The organism is Pseudomonas sp. LBUM1657, from assembly GCF_059716075.1.
The window spans coordinates 1,592,683-1,613,947 of the sequence record NZ_CP166799.1; the positions used below are offsets into that span (position 1 = coordinate 1,592,683).

Here is a 21,265-nt window from a genome sequence, read left to right on the forward strand (position 1 = left end):
TGAAAGAGTTCTCTGCAGTCTATCCCCCATGGCAGCAACTGGCCGAGGCTTCCTCTCCATACCGGTCGTGATGCTTCACCCATTCCATGATTTCCTCTTCATTACGCCCCTTGGGCGTTAGATCGAGGTAGTTATACGCACCGACCAACATGTCCAGACCCCGGGCATAGGTTGAATAAGTGTGAAAAATCTCACCAGCTTCGTTGCGATAAAACACGCTGAGGCCAGGGAGTTCCTCTTCGGCGCCGTCGGATTTTTCGTAGTTGTAGGTGGCTTTGCCGGCGGTGACGTCTTCAGCTCGGGCGGAGACGCCAAAGTCGTAGTTGAAGTCGCAACCTGCCGATGACACCCAATCGAATTTCCAGCCCATGCGCCGTTTGAATGCCTGGAATTCGGCGAACGGTGCGTGGGAAACCGCGACCACAGCTACGTCATGGTGGGCCAGATGCTGGTTGGCCCCGTCGATGTGGTCGGAGAGGAACGAGCAACCGGAGCAGCCCTCGTCCCAACCGTCGGCGAACATGAAGTGGTAGATGACTAATTGGCTGCGACCGCCGAACAGGTCGGCCAGCTTCAGTTCGCCGTTCGGGCCTTGGAAGCGGTAACCCTTGTCGATTTTCACCCAGGGCAGGGCGCGGCGTTCGGCGCTGAGTTTGTCCCGTTCACGGGTGAAAGCTTTTTCGTGGGCCAGGTGTTGTTTGCGGGCGGCGAGCCATTCTTCCCGGGACACGACGGGATGATTCTGAATGTTCATTGGATTTCTCCTGCTGAGTGCTGGGAGGTGACTTACACAACCTAGTCGTTTGACCTTCGTCGAATTCGACATACCGCCGGTCGGTGCTGTTCAAAACCTCGGCTGAACGGCTGTGGCCGCTGCGGGTCACAACTTATGAAGGCCATCTCACTCACAGGCACTGGAGGTTGATCAGGATGACGACTTATAACTGGGATTTGATTGAACGCTTGCTCCACGAAGTGCAGCACGGTGAAGCCAGCTTCACGCCACGGCCCTATGCCGAGCAGTATGCGGCGGAGAAAGCTACGGAGGGCGAGGAGACGGAAAACCTGGACCACCTGAAAGCGGTGGCGGGTGAGTACGAAAAGTTACTGCTTGAGCGCGGCTATATCGAGCCTCGTCCTGAGGAACAGGGTGGCACCGGCTCGAATTACATTTTGACACCTCGGGGCTCGAGTTTATTGAGCCTGATCGACAGCAGCATTCCGGGTAATGACCATCCGCGGCAGGTGCTGGATGAGCAGGAAGATGCGCTGGATGAGGTGACATTTGATGAAGTGGCGTCGAAGGCGCAGATAGCCTGAAGTCACGCATTTCCCTTGTGGGAGCGGCGGCGCGGCGATCCGACTTGCTCGCGAATGCGGTGGAATAGTCGACATTTTCGTCGCCTGACACTCCGCATTCGCGAGCAAGCCCGCTCCCACATTTGGATTAACTCTGCGCTGCTTTCAGGCACTTCAAATCGTTAAAGTCCTTGCGCACCCCTTCGATTTTCTTCAGCAATCGCTGACGCTGGACCGGTGTACTTTCCGCCATCAAATCCACAAACAGTCCACGAGCCTGAGCTTCGGTGCGGGCGAAAGCCTGGCGATAGTCGGGAGTCCACAAACTCTCGCGATTCACCAGAAGCGTCTCGATGCGCTGTGGGAATTCCGGACTCTGGCGCTGCTCGATTGCCGCACTGAACTGCTTCTGCCAGTGGGCGCGATTGGCGATCCATTGTTTATTCTGGTCACCCAGGGCATTCGACCATGCGACCACGCGTTGTTGCTGGGGCGGGCTAAGTGGGCCGAGCCAGTCATTCATGCGTTTTTCCATGCGTTCGCTACGCTGCTTGATCTGCTGATCGAGAGACGGTTTGAGATATTGCTCCTGGCGTTTGCGCTGGTCCTTGGCGAAGGCGTCGTTCATTTCCGCCACTTGCTTGTCATCCAGCCCCTGCAACAACTCGATGGCCGACGGGGTGATTTCCCGGGCGGTCTGGGCGATGGCTTCCTTGGCTTCAGCAGTGCGCGCTTGCAGTTCGGCGTCGGTGACCTGATTGGTCTCGACCATGACCTGCAAGCGGTCCAGCCAGTCGAGGTAGCCCGGCAATTGCGTGGTGCAGTGCCAGCTCAGGTGCTCCTTGAGGCGTTCGTTGAACCAGCCTTTCTGCTCGCCGTTCATTTCCAGGTAATCACTGAGCGTCCACGGAATGATCACGTCGAGATTGCGATAGGCCAGCCCTACGCGGCTGCACGCACCGAGCGCCAGACTTAGGGTGATAACGATGGCAATACATTTCAACCAGCGCGACATGGGCGAGTCCTTGCGAAAGCGTAGGTTCTCATGTGGAACGCAGGATGAGCCCGGCAGTTCAGCCGATCAATAGAAGGCGCGTTCTGCCTTCAAGGTTACCAGGCCGTCGCACTGGCTGTTGTGCCCGGAATAGGCGGAGCAGTCGCTGCCGCTGAGGCTCGAATCGCTGTAGATCAGGTCCAGGTCGATGCCCATGAACGGTCGGGAAAATGTCACTGACCAATCGGTGAAACTGCCTACATAGCCGCCATCAACGGACACCGGAGCATTGAGCTGGTGTGTGGTGTATTTCATGCTGATCCCGATGCCGAACGGCTGATTGCCGCTCAGGTCGGCGAACAGGGTGCTGTTCTGTTTATCCGGGTCGTTGCTGAACGCAGCGCCGAAACGGCTGCCCAGAAAGGTCAAACCACCGAACAGTTCCTGAGTGTCGAGGGTGTCCACTTTCGGATAGCTGTAATGGATCATGCCGACTTCATAACCGAGGGTGTGATCGAACGGCTGTTTAAAGCCGATGTAGGAATCGACTTCAAGATTGCTCCCTGGACTCAACCCTACGCTCGGTGACCATTGACCCACGTAGAAGCCGCTGTCATGGCTTAAGTCGAGACCGCCGTGGAATGAACCGGTGCTGGAAGGTTTGACCAGCCCTTGGGCCATGCTACGGCTGGGGGTGGTGCCGAGTTTGAGGTCGAAGTCGCCCAGTTCACGCTGAAAGATTTGCGCATTGGCAACCGAGCACGACAGCAGGCTGGCGAGCAGGAAAAGAAGGGGCTTGAGCATGCGTCACTCCATGAACAGCGAGGAGCAGGAAGCAAAAACCTGCTGGAACGCTTGATCTAGACGTGTGCAAGCATACCGGCGAATGCTCGGCATTGAGGGCCGTTCGTCGATTTATGAGATATTGATGGTTTAGTGGGTGTTGCGAGAGGGTTCCAGTCCAAGCGCTTCGAAGCTCAAAGCGCTTACGGACCAGGTGATGCGGCAGGTCTTGGGGGTGTTACTTCTTGCCCAGGGTGATCTGCTTGGACGGGCCGAACGTCTGGCCGCTGACGCCTTTGGCAATTTGCTGGATCTCTCCACCGGACTTGAGGAACGCAGCAATCTGGTTGTTGATCGATTCGCTGGTTTCAACGGCTGGAGCTGGCTTTGCTTTGCTGTTGGATGCTTTTACACGCATGGCGGCCATTAACCTGTAGAAAATTAACTTGGCCAGGCATCGTACAGGAAATACTTGACAATTGCTTGGTAAATATCCTCCTGAAATCATCGAGGCCGTCACTCGATTATTTACAAGTTATTGTTCGAATTATCCGGCTAAGCTGCTGTTTTAACTAAGAACATGGGACGGTAAAAAGCGCGGCCGGTTCGGCATGTGCTGGCTCGGGTAGCTGGATTGGTCTGACGAGCGGCCAGGAGCGGGTCGATAAAATCCAGGAAAATTAAGGCCTTCAGAGGATTTTCGATCGCCACCCGACTGGCCGCCGAACACCGCCTGCAAAACCGGGTAGAATGCCGCCCACGCAATGAGGGTATTGGAAATGGCTTTAGTCGGGCGTTACAACAGTTTGCAAGTGGTTAAACACACTAACTTCGGTTTATATCTTGACGGTGGCGCGGATGGCGAAATCCTCCTGCCTAATCGTTATATTCCCAAAGATATTCCCAGCGAAGATGAAGATTGGCTCAACGTTTTTATTTATCTGGACAGCGATGACAAACTCATCGCAACTACCGAAAAGCCGAAAGTTCAAGTCGGTGAATTCGCCAGTTTGAAAGTGGTTGAAGTCAACAGCATCGGTGTTTTCCTGGATTGGGGTTTGCCGAAGGATCTGTTGCTGCCGTACTCCGAAGAAAAACGCCAGATGACCGCCGGCGAATATGTCGTGGTGCACGTCTACCTCGACAAGCACACCCGCCGCATCACCGCGACTGCACGTCTGGACCGCTACCTGGACAAGACCCCGGCCAGCTACACCCCAGGCCAGGAAGTTGATTTGCTGGTTGCCGAAGCCACCGATATGGGCTTCAAGGCGATCATCAACAACAAGCATTGGGGCTTGATCCACAAGAACGAAATCTTCAAGTTCATGCGCGCCGGTAAAGAAGAGAAGGGCTTTATCAAAGAAGTCCGCGCCGACGGCAAGATCAGCCTGAGCCTGCAGCCGGTGGGCGAAGAGGCTGCGACCAGCCTGAACTCGAAGATTCTCGCCAAGTTGCGCGATAACAACGGCACCCTGCCGGTGAGCGATAAGAGCGACCCAACGGTGATCAGCAGTATGTTCGGTGTCAGCAAGGGCAACTTCAAAAAGGCCATTGGTGCGTTGTACAAGAACGGCCAGATCGTGATTCATGCCGATCGCATTGAACTAAGCTGACGGGCATCCGGCTGCGCTGCCCACGGAGGGATGACGCAACCGGGAAGTTAAAGGTCTCTGCCAAGCGGCATTTTCTGTCCATCTGGTTAATAATCGACAGCATCATTTTTCGCCCCGGCGCTTTCTGTTCAGCACGAAGGCCGGGGCTTTGCTTTTACTGTCGAGTCACTGCCATGTTTTGTGTTGTCGAGGTGTTCCGGTGAGCGCTACCCGGCGCAGCGCCGATGGGTTTGCCCTGCAAGTGATGATCGGGTTGTGCCTGATCTGGGGGATTCAACAGGTCATGATCAAGTGGGCGGCGCCCGACATAGCGCCGGTCATGCAAGCGGCGGGGCGGTCGGGTATTTCCGCGTTGCTCGTAGGATTGTTGATCTGTTGGAAGGGTGGCTGGGATCAAGTCAGTCATACCTGGCGCGGTGGACTACTGGCCGGTGCATTGTTTGGCCTGGAGTTCTTCTTCATTTCCGAAGGCCTGCAACTGACCACGGCGGCGCACATGTCGGTGTTCCTCTACACCGCGCCGATCTTCACTGCGTTAGGCGTGCACTGGCTGTTGCCGAGCGAACGTTTGAGGCCCGTCCAATGGCTGGGCATCTTCCTCGCCTTCGTCGGCATTGCCATCGCATTTGCCGGCGGGGTGTCCTGGGACAATCTTGACCGACGCATGTTGATGGGTGATGCCTTGGGCGTACTGGCCGGTGCCTCTTGGGGGGCGACGACGGTGGTGGTGCGCGCTTCGCGTCTGTCGGAGGCCCCAGTGACCTTGACTCTGTTCTACCAATTGATCGTCGGTTTCGTCGGCCTGCTGCTGATTGCGATGCTCAGCGGCCAGGTCACCCATGTCAGCCTGACCACCGTTGCGGTGGCCAGCGTGCTGTTCCAGGGACTGGTGGTGTCGTTCTTCAGTTACCTGACCTGGTTCTGGCTGTTGCGCCGTTATCTGGCGGCGAACCTGGCGGTATTTTCGTTCATGACGCCGCTGTTCGGCGTCACGTTCGGCGTGGTGTTGCTGGGGGAGGCGCTGAGCCTCAACTTCGTCATCGGCGCCGTGCTGGTGCTGTTGGGCATCACCTTTGTCAGCGCTGAACAGTGGGTGCGCCGTCGTTTGCGCAAAGCCCTCGGGCAGCCCTGACCGGACTGAGCAGCAAACCGCCCGCAATCAGCAAGCCACTGCCGGCGAACACCAGCGCTGGCTGCAAACCACCACTGAAATGGCTGCTCAGTGCTGCCAGCAACGGCCCGCTGAGTTGACCCACGGCAAAGCACGCCGTCAGCAGACCGGCATTGCGCTGGGTCGCGTGGGGCGCCAGTTCACGGGAGCGTTGCATCACCAGTTGCATGCAGGCCAGGAACGGCGTGCCGCAAAGAATCACCCCCAATGCCAGTCCCGGACCGCTGCCCAACAGGCAGGCGAACACACCGGCGGCTTGCAGCCACAACGTCGCCGTCAGCCAATAGCGAGTGCCATTCAGGCGTTGTCGACGCAAACTCACCAGCACCACCCCGATGGCCGACGCCAAGCCAAAGCACGGCCAGAACAGATCAGCCTGCCATTGGCCATGGAACTGTGCGTTGGCCATTTGCGAGAGGAAAGTGGCCGGGATGATGTAGCCCAAACCGTACAACCCATAAATCAGGCCTAAACGGCCAATGCCTTTGTTGCCCGAACCAGCGGCGCTGGGCGCGACGGTCACGGTCGTGGCCGGTTGCGGCAGGAACGGCAGAATCCCCAGCAGCATCACCAGGCCTACGACGGCATACACCAGCCACAAGGTGGCGGAGGTCTGACCCAGCAGGTTCGAGCCCAAGGCCAATAACCCTGTCAGAAAAATCCCCAGGCCCGGTCCGGCAAATACCAGGGCACCGAGTCGCGGACGACCCGCTGCCGCTGCCAACGGCTGGCTCAGCGCAGTGATCATCACCAACACCCAGGCGCTGGCCACTCCGGTGCCGAAACGCAGCAGCAGATGCGACCAGAAGCCGTTGGCCCAGAACGATGCCAGGGTCAACAACACACAGAGCCACAAACCACCCAGCAGGCGACGGCGAACCTGCTCGGGCCGGCGGGAAAACATCGCGTCGACGGCACCGACGAAGTAGCCGAGGTAGTTGGCAGCGGCAATCAGACCGGCGGCGGTCAGGTCAATCTGACCTTCACTGAGCAGGTGCGGCAGTTGCGGGGTGAGGGCGAAACGCCCGATGCCCATGGCCATCATCAGGGCAATAAAGCTGGCGAGTAAGCGAATCAGAGGGGACATGGTCTGAGTTCCGGCAGAGGATCAATGACCGTCAGGCTAGGGCTGATTGACTTTCTTTAAAAATGAATAATAGTGAGTAACTTGTTCTTGTTTGGAGAATGGCGTGGAATTCAGCCAATTGCGGATCTTCCAGGCAGTAGCGCAGGAGGGTTCGATCACCCGTGCTGCCGAACGTTTGCACCGGGTGCCATCGAACCTGTCGACGCGGCTTAAACAACTTGAAGAACAACTCGGTGTAGAACTCTTCGTACGCGAGCGTCAGCGTTTGCAGTTGTCGCCTGCGGGAAAAGTCCTTTTGGACTACACCGCCAAGCTGTTCAATCTGCACGACGAAGCCCAGGCGGCGGTGCAGGGCGGACAGCCGGCAGGCGATTTTGTACTGGGGACCATGTACAGCACGGCGGCGATCCATTTGCCGGGACTGCTGGCGCGTTATCACCGCAGCTACCCTGCGGTGAACCTGCAAGTGCAGTCCGGGCCCAGCGGCGAATTGCTGGAAGGCCTGCTCACCGGCCGACTCGATGCGGCGCTGGTGGACGGGCCGCTGGAACTGGCCGGGCTCGACGGCGTGCCGTTGTGCGACGAACGGCTGGTATTGATCAGCGAGGCCGATCACCCTCCTGTGCGCAGTGCACTCGATGTGGAAGGACGGTCGGTATTCACCTTCCGCCAGGGGTGTTCCTACCGGATGCGCCTGGAGGCCTGGTTCGCCCACGACCACGCGGCCATGGGCCGGGCGATGGAAATCGAGTCCTATCCGGGAATGCTCGCTTGTGTGATTGCCGGCTCGGGCGTGGCTCTGATGTCGGAATCGATGCTCGCCAGCCTGCCTGGACGCGAAAGCGTTGCGGTGCACCCGTTGGCCGAACCGTTTGCCAGCGCAACAACGTGGCTGATGTGGCGCAAGGGTATGGTCGGGGCCAATCTGAATGCGTGGATCGAGCAGCAACAGACGGTATTTCCCTCGGCTCCGATTCAGGCCCAGGCGATTGCTTGAACTATCGGTCAGGTATTTTGATCCATTCAGTAACAGATCATTGCGACTTTGGGCGAGCAATGCGTAGGACTTCGGACTATTATCAGTGCGAAGGGGCTACAGAATTTCAGCCGCTCGGCACTACCCTGAAGGGGGCACCATGAAAGAGAAAATCCAAAACTGGCTGCATGACCTGGGTGTTGCACTCGGTTTGATCGAACCGCCTCTGCAACCTGTGCCTATTCGCACTGACGACGAACAACGTCGACGCCAGCAGCGCCGCCGGTAAACGACCGGCACGCGGCCAATGGCGGGCTTGCTATGGCGAGGGGGTTTACCCCCGTTCGAGTGCGCAGCAGTCGTGAAACGGCTGGTGCGATCTGCCTGATACAGTTCGGATAATTGGTTTTGGGGCCGCTTCGCGGCCCAACGAGGGCAAGCTTCCTTGCCTCAATGCCGCCCGATCTCCATCAAAAACCGACTCAAGTCATTCGCCGTCCTGGCTGTCTTGAGCATCCGGTCTTCCTCGGCGGTAAACGCCGTCAAACCCAGCTCATCCTCCAGATGGAAGATCAGCTCTTCGATTTCTTCTTTATCCAATCCCAGCTGCGCCAGGCTTGTGTTGTCGTCGAAGTCCTCACGACCCTCCAGCAGGCGACTGATGAAGCGATGCACGGTGGCGCGAACGTCGGCTTTTTTCATGGTTGTTCTTCGAGGGCGTTATTTTGTCCCTGCGCTGAGTACAGCAGGCTTCAGCCGTGTGAGCGCTGCCACTCGTCAATCATCGTGCGTAAATATTCCCCAGAGAAACTACCGAAATGCCCGCCATGCACCGTGCGGATCGGCAGCGCGCGCAAGCGCTGCAGGCTGCGGGCGTAGTCGTCGAGGTTGGAGTGGTAGGCGTCTTCGATCAGCGGTCCGTCGTAGATGATGTCGCCGCTGAACAAGGTTTCGGTCGCGGCTTCAAACAGGCTGATGCCGCCCGGTGAATGCCCCGGCGTGTGCAGCACTTGCAGGACGCGGTTGCCCAGGTCCAGCACGTCGCCTTCTTCAATCAGCCCGGTGGCCGGCGCGGCTTTGACCCGGTATTCGGCGTAGCACAACGGGCAATCGGGGTGAGCTTCGAACATATCGTCGCCGACGAATGCCCGGCTTAAATCGTTATCACCGTCAGGTGCCGCAAGGATGTCAGCCTCGGCCGGGTGCACCAGGCGTTCGGGGAATTCGTGATGGCCGGCGATGTGGTCGAAATGGCAGTGACTGGCCACCGCCACCAACGGCCGCTCGGTGATCCACGGCAGTTGCTCGCGCAGGCTTACCAGCCCCGAGCCGCTGTCCAGCAGCAAGTCTTTGTCGCGGCCCTGAATGTGCCAGAGGTTGCAGCGGTAGAAGGGACGGATGTAAGGCTCGTGAATCAATCGGATGCCGTCACTGAGCTGTCGGACCTCGAACCACTGGTCGCGGCTGACGATCTTCATAAGCAGTTTCCTTCAGGCGAAAAAAAACGAGTGTGGCAACCGACGCCACACTCGTCGAAGAAAGCATCAAGTCGTTATAGAAAGCTTAGATCGCGCTCGCCATCGGTGCCGGGCGACGGGACAGCAAACTCACCAGAACGAAACTCACCAGACCAACACCAAGGCTGTAGTAGATCGGGGTGTTGGCGTCCATACCATCTTTGATCATGAACACCAGCGCGGTGGCAAAGCCCAGGCCCATGCTGGCGATGGCGCCGGCGGTGGTGGCGCGTTTCCAGAAGATTGCACCGATCAGCGGGATCAGCATGCCGCCCACCAACAGGTTGTAGGCCAGGGTCAGCGCACTGATCACGTCGTTGACGACCAGCGCGATGCCGAGTACGGCGATGCCGGTCAGCAGGGTGAACAGGCGGTTGATGCCCAGGCTCGACTGTTTACCGCTGCGCAGTTTCGGCAGCAGGTCTTCGGTCAGGGTGGTGGAAGCGGCGAGCAGACCGGCGCTGGCGGTGGACATCATGGCGGCCAGTGCAGCGGCGATCACCAAGCCACGGATACCGTCCGGCAGGGACAGTTTGACGATGGCGGCGAAGGCGTTGTTGACGTTGTCCAGATCCGGGATCAGCACGTGAGCCGCCATGCCGATCAGGGCGCAGGCCAGGCCATAGAGGATGCAGTAGAGACCCGCGAAAGTACCGGCGTACTGCGCGACTTTGGCGCTCTTGACGGTGAACACCCGTTGCCAGATGTCTTGACCAATCAGGATCCCGAAGAAGTAGATCATGAAGTAGGTGATGATGGTGTCCCAGCCGATGGTGGTGAAGCTGAAAGCGGCTTCCGGCAGTTTCATCACCAACTCATCCCAGCCGCCGACGCGGTACAGGCAGATCGGCAACAGGATGAACATCAGGCCAACGGTCTTGATCACAAACTGGACGATGTCGGTCAGGGTCAGGGACCACATGCCGCCGATGGCCGAATAGACCACCACCACGCCACCGCCGAGCAGGACCGAGATCCAGAACGGCAGGCCGAACAGCACTTGCAGCACGGTGCCGATTGCCAGGATCGAGGTCACGCCGATCATCAGCGCGTACGCCAGCATGATCGCCGCGCTCGCGGAGCGGGCCATCGGGTTGTAGCGTTTTTCCAGTACCTGGGTGACGGTGTAGATTTTCAGTTTCAGCAGCGGTTTGGCGAGGAACAGGTTCAGCGCCACGATCCCGCAACCCAGTGCAGCGCAGAGCCAGAAACCGGAGATGCCATGGACATAGCCCAGGCGCACGGTGCCGACGGTGGAAGCGCCGCCCAGAACGGTGGCGGCCATGGTGCCCATGTACAGGGTCGGGCCGAGGTTACGACCGGCGACCAAGTAGTCTTCGTTGGTCTTGGCCTTGCGCATGCCGAAGTAGCCGAGTACCAGCATCGCGGCGGCGTATATGAGTACGACGAATAAATCCAAAGCCATGATGGCGTGTCTCCGATTGTCTTTTTTATGGTGAGGCTGAAATCAATCCCTGTGGGAGCCGGGTTTGCTCGCGAATCAGGCGCTGCGATCTGTCAGATAAACCGCGTCATCGTTCTTCGCGAGCAAGCCCGCTCCTACAGGTAATGCGTTTAATCAGGCGGCTGTTCTCAGCGCCGGTTTAGCGAGCGGGTCCGTGCTCTTGCTGCGTGGATCGTTGGGGCCGAACACCGCGGCCGGTTCCGGGAACAGGCTCAGCAGCGCCAGGTACACCAGCGACGCCAGGCCGAGGGTGACCGGCAGGCTGATATCGATGCCGCCCGCCAGATCGCCCAGCACGCCGACAAACTGCCCCGGCAGGTTCACAAAGCACAAACCCACCAGCGCACTCGGGATCCAGGCACCCAGCCCACGCCAGTTCCAGCCGTGGGTGAACCAGTAGCGACCACCTTTCTCGCCACGGGTGAAGACTTGCAGGTCATCCGGGCAGTAGAAGCCGCGACGCACCAGCAGACCGATGATCATGATCACCATCCACGGGGTGGTGCAGGTGATGATCAGCACGGCGAAGGTCGACACGCTCTGCACCAGATTCGCCGCAAAGCGTCCGATGAAGATGAAGGCAATCGACATCACGCCGATCAGCAGCGTCGCCTTGACCCGCGACAGCACCCGTGGAAACACGCTGGACATGTCCAGCCCGGTGCCATACAGCGAGGTGGTGCCGGTGGACATGCCGCCAATCACCGCGATCAGGCACACCGGCAGGAAGAACCAGCTCGGCGAGACCGCCAGCAGACCGCCGACGTAGTTATTGGCCGCGATGTAGTCCGGTGCCTTGATCGCCACGATGGTGGCGGTGGCGAGGCCGAACAGGAACGGGATCAACGTTGCGATTTGCGCGGCAATCACCGCCAGCATGATGCGACCCTTCGGCGTTTCACGCGGGATGTATCGCGACCAGTCGCCCAGGAACGCGCCGAAGGAAATCGGGTTGCTCATGGCGACCAGCGCGGCGCCGATGAAGGCAGCCCAGAAACCGGCCTGACCCACGGCGACGGTGCCGGCGAACTGACTGTCGAAGGTCGGGGCGAACGCGAAGATGCCGAGCAGGAACAGCAGGCTGGCGGCCCACACCGCGATGCGATTGACCCACAACATGAAGCGGAAGCCGTAGATGCATACGGTCAGCACGAGGATCGCGAACAGTCCGTAGGCCAGGCCCAAAGTCAGATCGGTTTCCGGCAGACCGATCAGGCGTTTGGCACCACCGATCAGCGCATCACCCGAACTCCACACCGACAGTGAGAAAAAGGCGATGGCGGTCAGCAGCGACAGGAACGAACCGACAATCCGCCCATGCACACCAAAATGCGCACCAGAGGACACGGCGTTGTTGGTGCCGTTGAGTGGACCGAACAGGCCCATCGGCGCAAGGATCAGCGCGCCGAGCACTACGCCCAGCACAATCGCCCACACGCCCGCCTGGAAAGACAGGCCGAACAGCACGGGAAAACTGCCGAGCACCGCTGTGGCAAAGGTATTGGCGCCGCCGAAGATCAAGCGAAACAGGTCGCTGGGTTTGGCGTCGCGCTCATGATCCGGGATCTGTTCGACCCCGTTTGTTTCAATGCTGCTAAGGCTTTTTTCTTTGTTGTTGTTATTCATGATCTGCTCCGATCATATAGGCGCGCTCATCGTGTGTGAGCGTCACCTGTTTGGCTAAGGGGGTGGCAGCCCTTCCGGCATCGCGGACAAATGTTCGTGGCAGGCCAGCCATAGGCCTTGTTGTTCTTGGCCAGACGCTTGTTTCTTGAAAACAATCGTCTCGCGCTCCTGGCTGAAGTGTTGCTCCCCTTGCATGCGCAGCTCGGTGGCCACGTCATGGATGAAAATCGCCACGTCACCCTGCAGGCTGACGAAGGCGTTGCTTGAGGTGCACGAGAGCACCTCGAAGCCATCCTCGGCACGCCAGGTGTCCCACAACGCCTGATAGGCATCGCGCGACAGCAGAGGCTGCTCGAGGGTGTAGAACACGAAACTGGCATCGGTGCTGAACGCGCCGAAGTAGGCTTCGCGATCGTTACGGGCAAAGGCTGTCACCAGATCGGCGGCGGCTTTTAATACCTGGTCACGTTCGTTCATGACCGATCCTCAGCGGTGGACCACGCCAGGCAGTACGCAGAGCATTTCGTACAGCAGGTTGGCGGCCAGCAGCGAGGTATTGCCGGTGGTGTCGTAGGCGGGCGAGACTTCTACCAGATCGCAACCGACCAGGTCGAGGCCTTGGCAGCCACGAACGATTTCAATCGCCTGAATGGTCGTCAGACCACCGATTTCCGGGGTGCCCGTACCTGGCGCCCAGGCTGGATCAATACCGTCGATGTCGAAACTCAGGTACACCGGACCACCGCCGACTTTCTCGCGAACTTCGGCCATCAGCGGGGCCAGGGATTTGTGCCAGCACTCTTCGGCCTGAACCACACGGAAGCCTTGATTGCGGCTCCAGTTGAAGTCGTCAGCGGTGTAACCCTGGGCGCGCAAGCCAATTTGCACCACGCGGTCGCTGTCCAGAAGACCTTCTTCAACGGCGCGACGGAAGGTGGTGCCGTGGGCGATTTTCTCGCCAAACATGTGATCGTTCACATCGGCGTGGGCGTCGATGTGCACCAGGCCGACCTTGCCGTGCTTTTTATGGATGGCACGCAGAATCGGCAGGGTGATGGTGTGATCGCCGCCGAGGGTCAGCGGGATCACATTGTGTTCGAGGATGGCGTGGTAGGACTCTTCGATGATCCGTACGGCGTCCAGCAGGTTGAACGTGTTGATCGCCACGTCGCCGATATCGGCAACTGACAGCGAGTCGAACGGTGCAGCGCCGGTGGCCATGTTGTACGGGCGGATCATCACCGATTCAGCGCGAATTTCACGAGGCCCGAAACGGGTGCCGGGGCGCAGGGAAGTACCGATGTCCAGCGGCACGCCGACAAAAGCAGCGTCCAGGCCGGCAGCGGTTGGCAAATGGGGGAGTCGCATCATGGTGGCGATGCCGCCGAAGCGCGGCATTTCGTTGCCGCCCAGTGGTTGGTGAAGAATCTTGTCCACGGGTAAGGCCTCATCGTCGTTGTTTTATTTATGTCGGTTGACCGCTCGGGGAGAGGCGGGCACCGCTGTGGGCCGATTCTGCGAAATGTAGTGGCCGGGAAGAATCGCTACGGGCAAATACTTAGTTCAGATTTTTCTAAACTAATGGCCGGTGCAGCGATAGACTTCCCGTTCTGTACGGAATCGCTGATGGCTGGCATTCAGAGGCCAGACACCGCAACCCATGTGGGAGCGGGATTGCTCGCGAAGGCGTCGTGTCAGTCCATGGCAATGTTGCCTGACACAGCGCTTTCGCGAGCAATCCCGCTCCCACAAGGAGTGTGTTTCCACAGAAGCACCGCGCGTTACTTTGTCATCGGAGCAATCATGGCCAACGCTTTACCCGACCTGAAACTGTTGCGCATCTTCGTCAGCGTGGTCCGCCATCAGGGATTCGCCAACGCCCAGCAGGAACTCAACCTCTCGACGTCGGCCATCAGCACTTACATGAGCCAGCTCGAAGGCGCCCTCGGCCTGGTGCTGTGCCATCGCGGTCGCGGTGGTTTCAGCCTGACCAGCAAGGGCGAGCTGTTCCATCAGGAAACCCTGCGCCTGCTTGGTGAGCTCGAAGGGTTCGAGCAGTACGCTGCGGCGCTGAAGGGGGAGTTGCGCGGCACACTCAACCTTGGGGTGATCGACTCCACCGTCAGCGACAAGGCCTTGCCCTTCGCCGAAGCCATCGGCGCCTACAGCCAGGAACACCCGGCGGTGCATTTGCACCTGTCGGTCATGAGCCCCTACGAACTGCAACTCGGTGTGCAGGACAACCGCCTCGACCTGGCCATCGGTGCGTTTTCCACGCGCATGAGCGGGCTGGTCTATATGCCGCTGTACCGCGAGCAACATTGGTTGTATTGCAGCAGCCGGCATCCGCTGTTCACCGAGCGGCGCATCCCCGAGCAAGTGATCACCCAGCAGCGCATGGTCGGTCGCGGTTACTGGAGCCAGGCTGAACTGGCCCGTCATGGCTTCAAACACAGCGCCGCCACCGTGGAAAGTATGGAAGCCCAGCTGATTTTGGTGCTGTCGGGCGCCTACATCGGATATTTGCCGGAGCACTACGCCCAAGCATGGGCCGACAAGGGTGATTTGCGGGTGCTACTGCCGGCGACCTTCGGTTATCAGGCGCCGTTTTCGATGATCGTGCGCCGGGGCCGAAGCCGCGAGCCGCTGATCCAGACCTTCCGCGACCTGCTCAAAGCGCAACTGAACCAGGCGGCTTAAAGGAAAAAGAAGCGATGTCCAGAATCCAGTGTCCCCGCTGCCTGCGCCCGCAAACCCATTGCCTGTGCCCACTGATACCGAACCTCGACAGCCGCACCCGGGTGCTGTTGTTGCAGCATCCGAGTGAAGTGAATCACGCGTTGAACACCGCGCGTTTGGCGGCGCTGGGGTTGAAGAATGCCGAGTTGATCGTGGGCGAGGTGTTCGAGGATTTGCCGGCCCTGTTGAATCAGCCAGGTTATCGGGCGCGCTTGTTGTTTCCTGCCGAGGATGCGCAACCGATGCGGGCTTACACCGAAACCGATGAACCACTGCTGCTGGTGGTTCCGGACGGAACCTGGCGCAAGGCGCGCAAGATGCTGCACCTCAACCCGCTGTTGGCGGCGTTACCGAGGGTGACGCTGGTTGATGGAGGCGTGTCCCGTTACCGCTTGCGCAAGGCGCCGGGGCCTGGGGCGTTGTCGACGGTGGAGGCGATTGTCCAGGCGTTGCAGACCCTCGAGGCACCGACCTCTTTCGAGCTTTTGTTACGGCCGTTCGAAGCGTTGATCGAGGGGCAGATTACGGCGATGGGGGAGGAGATTTTCCTGCGGAATCACGGGCCGAAATAGTTGTTGTCTGTAAGGGCCTCTTCGCGAGCAAGCCCGCTCCCACAGTGTTTCGTGGTGTTCACATTATTTGTGTACGACGCAGATCCCTGTGGGAGCGGGCTTGCCCGCGAAGGCGGAGCATCAAACACCGCAGACTTGGGAGGATGTCTAGCGCTCGCGCATCGCCTCAGTCCGCGCTTTCAGAACCGGCTTAAGCAAGTAATCCAACACGCTCTTCTCCCCGGTAATGATGTCCACCGTCGCCACCATCCCCGGAATGATCAGCAACGGTTTCAAATCCCCGCCCAAGTGGTTCTTATCGGTCCGTACCTGAATCAGATAAAAGCTGTTGCCTTTGTCGTCAGTGGTCGTGTCGGCGCCGATCAACTCAAGTTTGGCGCTCAATCCGCCGTAAATCGTGTAGTCGTAAGCACTGAACTTGACCATGGCTTTCTGGCCCGGATGCAGGAACGCCACATCCTGTGGCCGGACCTTGGCTTCGATCAGCAGGTTGTCTTCAATCGGCACGATTTCCACCATGTCGCTACCCGGCTGAACCACGCCGCCGATGGTGTTGACCTTCAGCAATTTGATAATGCCATGCACCGGTGATACCACTGTGGTTCGGGTGACGCGGTCGTCGATGGCGATGCTCGATGCGGTGATTTTCGACAGGTCGGTGCGTTTCTCATTCAGCTCTTTCGCAGCGTCCGAGCGAAAGGATTGTTCCGACTCGTCGATCTTGCTTTTGATTTCGTTGATCGCCGATTCGGCACGGGGAATCGCCAGGGTCGTGGCATTCAGCGAACCGCGAATTTCCACCGCGCTGCGTTTGAGCCGCAGGATTTCCACCGGCGAAACCGCCCCGGTGCCCACCAGGGGCGCCGACATGTTCATTTCTTGTTGCAGCAACGCCAGGCTTGAGCTGTATTGGCCCTGTTTGGAGCGGAACTCTGCCAGTTCCTGGGTTTTTTGCCGAAGTTGCTCGGACAGGGTGCGCTGCTCGCTGGCCAGTCGACGTTGCCGTTGTTCGTAGAGTGAGCGTTCGTCTTCGGCCACTTGCGGTGACTTGGCGATCACTTCGGCGGACAGCTTGAACGGCCGCCCTTCGGCTTCGGCGGAAAGCCGTTCGACCTGGGCGGTCAACGCATAACGATCCGCCTCGCTTTCGCCCTTGTTCGAGAGGAATCGCGTGTCATCCAGGCGCAGCAGCGTATCGCCCTTGTTTACCATTTGCCCTTCACGCACGAAGATCTCGGTGACGATGCCGCCCTCCAGGTTCTGGATGACCTGAACCTTGCTCGACGGAATTGCCTTGCCTTCACCCATGGTGACTTCCTGCAGCACCGCGAATTTGGCCCAGACCACTGCCGTAATGATCAGCGCAGCGGCCAGCCACACGGTGATGCGCGACCAGCGAGGGGAATCCTGTAACGCGGCGCCGGCGGTTTCCGGCATGAATTCGCTTTCGGCGCTTTTGCTGAAACTGTCGAAGTAGCCGCGTGAACCTTGTGAAGCAGACATAAGCGACTCCTAGACGGTCGCAGAGCCGACACGGCCCTTGCGCAATGCATCGATGACCGCTTCTTTCGGACCGTCGGCGACGATCCGCCCGTTGTCCAGCACCACCAGCCGATCCACCAGGCTGAGCATTGAGGTGCGATGGGTGACCAGCAGCAGGGTTTTGCCCTGGACCCAGCCGTGGAGTTTTTGCCGCAGGACGTCTTCGCTGCTGTTGTCCATGGCGCTGGTGGGTTCGTCGAGCAGCATGATCGGCGGGTCGAGCAACAAGGCGCGGGCCAGCAATACCGCCTGACGTTGGCCGCCGGACAGCAACTGCCCGCGTTCGCCCACGGGACGATCGAAGCCCTGAGGATGCTGACGGGCCAGCTCGGTGACGCCGGTGAGTTCCGCCACTTCGAGCATTCGTGAGTCGCTGATGTAACGTGCGCCGAGGGTCAGGTTGTCACGCAGGCTGCCGGCCAGCAGCGGCAGGTCGTGGGCGACATAACCGATCTGTTGGCGCAAGTCGGCGACGTCCAGTTGCCGCAGATCCAGGCCATCGAGCAGTAGCTGGCCTTCTTCCGGTGCATAAAACCCCATCACCAGCCGCGCCAGCGTGCTTTTGCCCGAGCCGCTGCGCCCGATGATGCCGATCCGCTCGCCGGGTTTCACGCTGAAGCTGACGTTGGCCAGCGCCGGAGCATTCTGGCCGTTGTAGTGGAACGTCACGCCGTTGACGTCGAGCGCGCCTTGCAGTTGAGTGCGTTCCAGCGGCCGTTGTTTGGCATCGCGTTCCTGGGGCAAGGACATCAGCGCATCGGTGCTTTTCATCGTCAGTTGCGCTTGCTGGTAGCGCGTGATCAAACCGGCAATCTGCCCCAGCGGCGCGAGCACACGGCTGCCGAGCATGTAGGTCGCCACCAGCGCGCCGACGCTGAGGTTGCCGGCGATGATGCTGTAGACCCCGGCGATGATCGTTGCCATGCCGGAGAATTGTTGGATGAACAACGTGCCGTTGGTGGCCAGCGCCGACAGGTTGCGTGCATGGCTGTCGAGGCGGGTGAGGGCGCCGTGGGTGCTTTCCCATTTGTGCTGGCGTTCGCTTTCGGCGCTGCAGGCCTTGAGGGTTTCCAGGCCGCCGAGGGTTTCGATCAGCAGGGCCTGGCGTTCGGCGCCGAGGCTCAGACTTTTTTGCACGGTGTCGCGCAAACGGGACTGAATCACCATCGCAAAAATGATCGTGATCGGAAACGCCAGCAGCGGAATCACCACCAGCCAGCCACCGAGCAGACCGATCACCACCAGCATCAACACAGCGAAGGGCAAGTCGATGAGGCTGGTCAACGTGACGGCGGTGAGAAACTCCCGCAGGCCCTGGAAGTCATGGATGCTCTGGGCGAAACCACCAATGGTTGCCGGCCGCGCTTTCATCGACATGCCGGTGATGCGTTCGAAAAGGGTGGCGGAAAGGATCACGTCGGTTTTCCTCCCGGCGGTGTCCAGCAAATGGGCGCGAACCACCCGCAGCACCAGTTCGAACCCCGTGCCGATCAGCAGGCCGATGGACAATACCCACAAGGTCGACGTGGCTTGGTTCGGCACCACGCGGTCGTAAGTCTGCATCACGAACAGCGGCACCATCAGCCCCAGCAGGTTGATCAGGAAACTCGCCAGGATCGCATCGCTGTACAGCCATTTCGACAGCTTCAACGTGTCGCGAAACCACGCCTCCACACGCGGCACCAGAGGCGAGCGCAAGTCTTCGAGTTCGTGGCGTGGCCGGGCGAACAAGGCCTGGCCGCTGTAGTTTTCGGCCAGCTCTTCACGGCTGACCCATTGCTCGCCGCCATCGGCTTCGCTGGGCAGAATCAGCGCCTTGCCGTCATCGCCGAAGCGGCGCAGAACGGCGGTGCGGCCGTCGTTCAGGATCAACAGTACGGGCAGGTTGAGGGCGGAAATATCCGCTAGGTCGCGGCGCAGCAAGCGCGCCTGCAAGCTGGCCCGGGCCGCTGCGCGCGGCAGCAGGTCCAGGCTCATGCGTTGGTGTGCCATTGGCAGCCCGGCACTCAGGCTGGCACGACTGACCGTCGCGCCATGAAGTTTGCAGAGAATCAACAGACCGTCCAGAAGCGGGTCATCGAAGCTCAGCCGAGGATCGACACCGATGTTGCCGGGTTCCATGCTGGTCACATTGATCGCTCCAGTTGTATTACCTCAGTTCAGGCAGACGGGCTTCGTTTTTCACTTCGGTTTGGGCAATCGCATCGGCGGGCAGCACCACCCGTTGTTTGCTCAGCAATTGGCCCATGTTCGCCAGCACCCGGTACATCGAGTACTCCTCGACGTAGCGCACTTCGGTGTAGCGGCGGTTGGCGTTATAGAGTTCGTTTTCACTGTCCAGCACGTCGAGCAGGGTCCGTTGACCGAGGCCGAATTGATCCTGGTAGGCGGCACGCACGCGGGTGGTGGTTTCAGCGTATTCGCGGGCGGTCGGGGTTTGTTTCTTGGCGTTGACCATGGCGTTCCAGGCCAGGTGGATGTTCTCGTTGAGCTGGCGCAGGGCGTTGTTGCGGATGTCCATCGCCTGGTTGATCCGGTGCGCGTTGCCGGCAAGACGGGCCTTGTCGCTGCCGCCGCGGAACAGGTTGTAGTTCATCACGATCCCAACGCGCCATTCGTTGTCGTGACCTTCCTCGCCTTGCACGTTGTTGTTCGCACCCACCGCGGCTTCGGCGTCGAAGCGCGGGTAGAACGGCGACTTGGAAACTTCGTACTGGCTCTCGGCCGATTGCACGTCGGCCTGGGCCGATTTCAGGTATGGGTTGTTGTCCACCATGCTCTGCTGGGCTTCCGGCAGGCTGGCGGGCAATTCGCCGCGAATCGATGGCAGCGTTTCGAGTTCATCGGGCATGCGCCCCACGACGGCGAAGAAGTTCGATTCGGCATCGGCCAGGTCGACTTCGGCGGTGTCGAGGTTGTTTTCCGCCAGTGCCCGACGAGCGGTCGACTGATCGGCGTCGGCGTTGCTACCGATGCCCCGTTGGGTACGCAGGCCGATCTGGTCGTTGACCCGCAGGTGGGCTTGCAGGTTGTTCTTGGCCAGCGTCACCAGTTCCCGGCGCTTGAGCACTTCGAGGTAGACCTCGATGGTGCGCAGGGCCAGGTCTTGAGCGGTGCCCTGAGCGTAATAGGCCCGGGAGTTGACCACGCCTTTGGTGCGTTCGACTTCATTGGCGGTGTTGAAACCATCGAAGAGCATCTGGCGCAGACGCAGTTCCGATTGGGTGTAGGTGAGGATTTCGGTGTGGTGATTGCCGAAGGCCCGAGTGTTGGTGTTGTCGCTGTACCCGCGCCCGTAGGCGGCATTCAGATCAACTGATGGATAAAAGCCCCCTTTGGCGACTTTCACATCTTCATCGGCCGACAGACGGCTGTCCACCCGCGACGCCAGCTCCGGGTGAGTCGCGATGGTGCTCTGGATCGCTTCGGTCAATGACATGGCTTGAGCCTGAGATGAGCAGGCCATGGCCAAAAGAATTGCGCTGCATAAAGGGGTTAAAACGCGCATGGGTACATCTCCCTGAAGTCCTTATGGTGCTTATCAGTCGCCAAATATTTGACGGCATTTATAGGTAAAACCGTTTCATGCTTGTAACAACAGAGCTAAGAACATTCTGGAGAGAACCTAAGAAGTATTTCTCATAATCGCTATGCCAAAAAAAACTTATGCGCTCTGAAAAATCCAGCACATTGTTCACTGCGAAAGCCCTTGATTTATGAGCCTTAGGGAGCTCTTCAGGGCGCAAGGAAAGTTCCAATCCACTTATCGATATAGGGCGGGGAAGTGCTGGAGGGGAGGGAAGCGTGACAGTCTGGAGGCGACGGTTTTTTGTCACTCTAGTGCTTCATTACTGTTACGCATCGCTCAATGGGCAGGG

At 59.3% G+C, this 21,265-nt stretch carries 21 protein-coding genes; 7 read left to right on the forward strand and 14 right to left on the reverse strand.

The window, feature by feature from the left end:
* Window positions 1-19: 19 nt before the first annotated feature.
* Window positions 20-754 (reverse strand): DUF899 domain-containing protein, encoded by a 735-nt coding sequence (locus tag ACA055_RS07230; protein WP_497683006.1) that lies wholly within the window; start codon window positions 752-754, stop codon window positions 20-22.
* 176 nt (window positions 755-930) lie between these two features.
* On the opposite strand from ACA055_RS07230, the gene ACA055_RS07235 reads away from it, so the two are divergent.
* Complete coding sequence (locus ACA055_RS07235; protein ID WP_497683007.1) at window positions 931-1,320, forward strand: transcriptional regulator; 390 nt, start codon at window positions 931-933, stop codon at window positions 1,318-1,320.
* A 127-nt stretch (window positions 1,321-1,447) separates the two neighbouring features.
* Here the strand turns inward: ACA055_RS07235 and ACA055_RS07240 are convergent, their stop codons facing one another.
* From ACA055_RS07240 to ACA055_RS07250, 3 genes are all read right to left on the reverse strand, one after another.
* Window positions 1,448-2,314 carry a DUF6279 family lipoprotein gene (locus tag ACA055_RS07240; RefSeq protein ID WP_497683008.1) on the reverse strand — a complete coding sequence of 289 codons (867 nt, stop codon included), beginning with the start codon at window positions 2,312-2,314 and terminating at the stop codon, window positions 1,448-1,450.
* A 66-nt stretch (window positions 2,315-2,380) separates the two neighbouring features.
* Window positions 2,381-3,097, reverse strand: coding sequence for a TorF family putative porin (locus tag ACA055_RS07245; protein ID WP_497683009.1), 717 nt, complete (start codon window positions 3,095-3,097; stop codon window positions 2,381-2,383).
* A 217-nt stretch (window positions 3,098-3,314) separates the two neighbouring features.
* Window positions 3,315-3,503, reverse strand: a complete 189-nt coding sequence (locus ACA055_RS07250; protein ID WP_017337097.1) for a PFL_1563 family small protein — start codon at window positions 3,501-3,503, stop codon at window positions 3,315-3,317.
* Window positions 3,504-3,855: 352 nt separating this feature from the next.
* Between ACA055_RS07250 and ACA055_RS07255 the strand changes: the two genes are divergently transcribed.
* Both ACA055_RS07255 and ACA055_RS07260 read left to right on the forward strand, forming a co-directional pair.
* Window positions 3,856-4,692: a CvfB family protein gene (locus tag ACA055_RS07255; protein ID WP_497683010.1), complete on the forward strand. Its 837-nt coding sequence runs from the start codon at window positions 3,856-3,858 to the stop codon at window positions 4,690-4,692.
* Window positions 4,693-4,891: 199 nt separating this feature from the next.
* Window positions 4,892-5,824 (forward strand): DMT family transporter, encoded by a 933-nt coding sequence (locus tag ACA055_RS07260; RefSeq protein WP_497683011.1) that lies wholly within the window; start codon window positions 4,892-4,894, stop codon window positions 5,822-5,824.
* Here the strand turns inward: ACA055_RS07260 and ACA055_RS07265 are convergent.
* Window positions 5,769-6,950, reverse strand: a complete 1,182-nt coding sequence (locus ACA055_RS07265; protein WP_497683012.1) for an MFS transporter — start codon at window positions 6,948-6,950, stop codon at window positions 5,769-5,771. The genes ACA055_RS07260 and ACA055_RS07265 overlap by 56 nt on opposite strands.
* A gap of 103 nt (window positions 6,951-7,053) precedes the next feature.
* Here ACA055_RS07265 and ptrR point away from each other — a divergent pair, with 103 nt between their 5' ends.
* Complete coding sequence (ptrR, locus tag ACA055_RS07270; protein ID WP_497683013.1) at window positions 7,054-7,947, forward strand: putrescine utilization regulator PtrR; 894 nt, start codon at window positions 7,054-7,056, stop codon at window positions 7,945-7,947.
* A 139-nt stretch (window positions 7,948-8,086) separates the two neighbouring features.
* Complete coding sequence (locus ACA055_RS07275) at window positions 8,087-8,215, forward strand: PA1414 family protein (protein WP_007914492.1); 129 nt, start codon at window positions 8,087-8,089, stop codon at window positions 8,213-8,215.
* A gap of 161 nt (window positions 8,216-8,376) precedes the next feature.
* On the opposite strand, the gene ACA055_RS07280 is transcribed toward ACA055_RS07275, so the two are convergent.
* The 6 genes from ACA055_RS07280 to speB form a co-directional block, all read right to left on the reverse strand.
* The gene (locus tag ACA055_RS07280; protein WP_497683014.1) at window positions 8,377-8,628 is read right to left on the reverse strand and encodes an acyl carrier protein; all 252 of its coding nucleotides are present in this window, start codon (window positions 8,626-8,628) and stop codon (window positions 8,377-8,379) included.
* A gap of 50 nt (window positions 8,629-8,678) precedes the next feature.
* Window positions 8,679-9,404 (reverse strand): MBL fold metallo-hydrolase, encoded by a 726-nt coding sequence (locus tag ACA055_RS07285; protein WP_497683015.1) that lies wholly within the window; start codon window positions 9,402-9,404, stop codon window positions 8,679-8,681.
* A gap of 85 nt (window positions 9,405-9,489) precedes the next feature.
* Window positions 9,490-10,869, reverse strand: coding sequence for a sodium:solute symporter family protein (locus ACA055_RS07290; RefSeq protein WP_497683016.1), 1,380 nt, complete (start codon window positions 10,867-10,869; stop codon window positions 9,490-9,492).
* A gap of 153 nt (window positions 10,870-11,022) precedes the next feature.
* Window positions 11,023-12,534 (reverse strand): purine-cytosine permease family protein, encoded by a 1,512-nt coding sequence (locus ACA055_RS07295; protein ID WP_497683017.1) that lies wholly within the window; start codon window positions 12,532-12,534, stop codon window positions 11,023-11,025.
* Between the two features lie 54 nt (window positions 12,535-12,588).
* A complete protein-coding gene (locus ACA055_RS07300) occupies window positions 12,589-13,011 on the reverse strand; it encodes a YybH family protein (protein WP_497683018.1) in 423 nt (140 codons plus the stop codon).
* 9 nt (window positions 13,012-13,020) lie between these two features.
* Window positions 13,021-13,971, reverse strand: coding sequence for an agmatinase (speB, locus tag ACA055_RS07305; protein WP_497683019.1), 951 nt, complete (start codon window positions 13,969-13,971; stop codon window positions 13,021-13,023).
* 366 nt (window positions 13,972-14,337) lie between these two features.
* Here speB and ACA055_RS07310 point away from each other — a divergent pair, with 366 nt between their 5' ends.
* Window positions 14,338-15,234: a LysR family transcriptional regulator gene (locus ACA055_RS07310; RefSeq protein ID WP_497683020.1), complete on the forward strand. Its 897-nt coding sequence runs from the start codon at window positions 14,338-14,340 to the stop codon at window positions 15,232-15,234.
* A 14-nt stretch (window positions 15,235-15,248) separates the two neighbouring features.
* Entirely contained in the window at window positions 15,249-15,845 is a 597-nt protein-coding gene (locus ACA055_RS07315) for a tRNA-uridine aminocarboxypropyltransferase (protein WP_497683021.1), read from the forward strand.
* A 147-nt stretch (window positions 15,846-15,992) separates the two neighbouring features.
* On the opposite strand, the gene ACA055_RS07320 is transcribed toward ACA055_RS07315, so the two are convergent.
* Genes ACA055_RS07320 through ACA055_RS07330 form a run of 3 tightly spaced genes read right to left on the reverse strand, consistent with a single transcriptional unit; the run spans window position 15,993 to window position 20,895 of the window.
* Window positions 15,993-17,348: an HlyD family type I secretion periplasmic adaptor subunit gene (locus ACA055_RS07320; protein WP_497683022.1), complete on the reverse strand. Its 1,356-nt coding sequence runs from the start codon at window positions 17,346-17,348 to the stop codon at window positions 15,993-15,995.
* 9 nt (window positions 17,349-17,357) lie between these two features.
* Window positions 17,358-19,517: a type I secretion system permease/ATPase gene (locus ACA055_RS07325; protein WP_497683023.1), complete on the reverse strand. Its 2,160-nt coding sequence runs from the start codon at window positions 19,515-19,517 to the stop codon at window positions 17,358-17,360.
* A gap of 19 nt (window positions 19,518-19,536) precedes the next feature.
* Window positions 19,537-20,895 (reverse strand): TolC family outer membrane protein, encoded by a 1,359-nt coding sequence (locus ACA055_RS07330; RefSeq protein WP_497683024.1) that lies wholly within the window; start codon window positions 20,893-20,895, stop codon window positions 19,537-19,539.
* Window positions 20,896-21,265: the final 370 nt, after the last annotated feature.

Excerpts from the sequence above, each read along its gene's own strand:
- ACA055_RS07240 (WP_497683008.1), bottom strand. The coding sequence starts at position 2,314 with ATGTCGCGCTGGTTGAAATGTATTGCCATCGTTATCACCCTAAGTCTG.
- ACA055_RS07275 (WP_007914492.1), top strand. The coding sequence starts at position 8,087 with ATGAAAGAGAAAATCCAAAACTGGCTGCATGACCTGGGTGTTGCACTC.
- ACA055_RS07290 (WP_497683016.1), bottom strand. The coding sequence starts at position 10,869 with ATGGCTTTGGATTTATTCGTCGTACTCATATACGCCGCCGCGATGCTG.
- ACA055_RS07300 (WP_497683018.1), bottom strand. The coding sequence starts at position 13,011 with ATGAACGAACGTGACCAGGTATTAAAAGCCGCCGCCGATCTGGTGACA.
- ACA055_RS07245 (WP_497683009.1), bottom strand. The coding sequence starts at position 3,097 with ATGCTCAAGCCCCTTCTTTTCCTGCTCGCCAGCCTGCTGTCGTGCTCG.
- ACA055_RS07320 (WP_497683022.1), bottom strand. The coding sequence starts at position 17,348 with ATGTCTGCTTCACAAGGTTCACGCGGCTACTTCGACAGTTTCAGCAAA.
- ACA055_RS07315 (WP_497683021.1), top strand. The coding sequence starts at position 15,249 with ATGTCCAGAATCCAGTGTCCCCGCTGCCTGCGCCCGCAAACCCATTGC.
- ACA055_RS07250 (WP_017337097.1), bottom strand. The coding sequence starts at position 3,503 with ATGGCCGCCATGCGTGTAAAAGCATCCAACAGCAAAGCAAAGCCAGCT.
- ACA055_RS07265 (WP_497683012.1), bottom strand. The coding sequence starts at position 6,950 with ATGTCCCCTCTGATTCGCTTACTCGCCAGCTTTATTGCCCTGATGATG.
- ACA055_RS07310 (WP_497683020.1), top strand. The coding sequence starts at position 14,338 with ATGGCCAACGCTTTACCCGACCTGAAACTGTTGCGCATCTTCGTCAGC.
- ACA055_RS07280 (WP_497683014.1), bottom strand. The coding sequence starts at position 8,628 with ATGAAAAAAGCCGACGTTCGCGCCACCGTGCATCGCTTCATCAGTCGC.
- ACA055_RS07330 (WP_497683024.1), bottom strand. The coding sequence starts at position 20,895 with ATGCGCGTTTTAACCCCTTTATGCAGCGCAATTCTTTTGGCCATGGCC.
- ACA055_RS07230 (WP_497683006.1), bottom strand. The coding sequence starts at position 754 with ATGAACATTCAGAATCATCCCGTCGTGTCCCGGGAAGAATGGCTCGCC.
- ACA055_RS07255 (WP_497683010.1), top strand. The coding sequence starts at position 3,856 with ATGGCTTTAGTCGGGCGTTACAACAGTTTGCAAGTGGTTAAACACACT.
- ACA055_RS07295 (WP_497683017.1), bottom strand. The coding sequence starts at position 12,534 with ATGAATAACAACAACAAAGAAAAAAGCCTTAGCAGCATTGAAACAAAC.
- ACA055_RS07235 (WP_497683007.1), top strand. The coding sequence starts at position 931 with ATGACGACTTATAACTGGGATTTGATTGAACGCTTGCTCCACGAAGTG.
- ACA055_RS07285 (WP_497683015.1), bottom strand. The coding sequence starts at position 9,404 with ATGAAGATCGTCAGCCGCGACCAGTGGTTCGAGGTCCGACAGCTCAGT.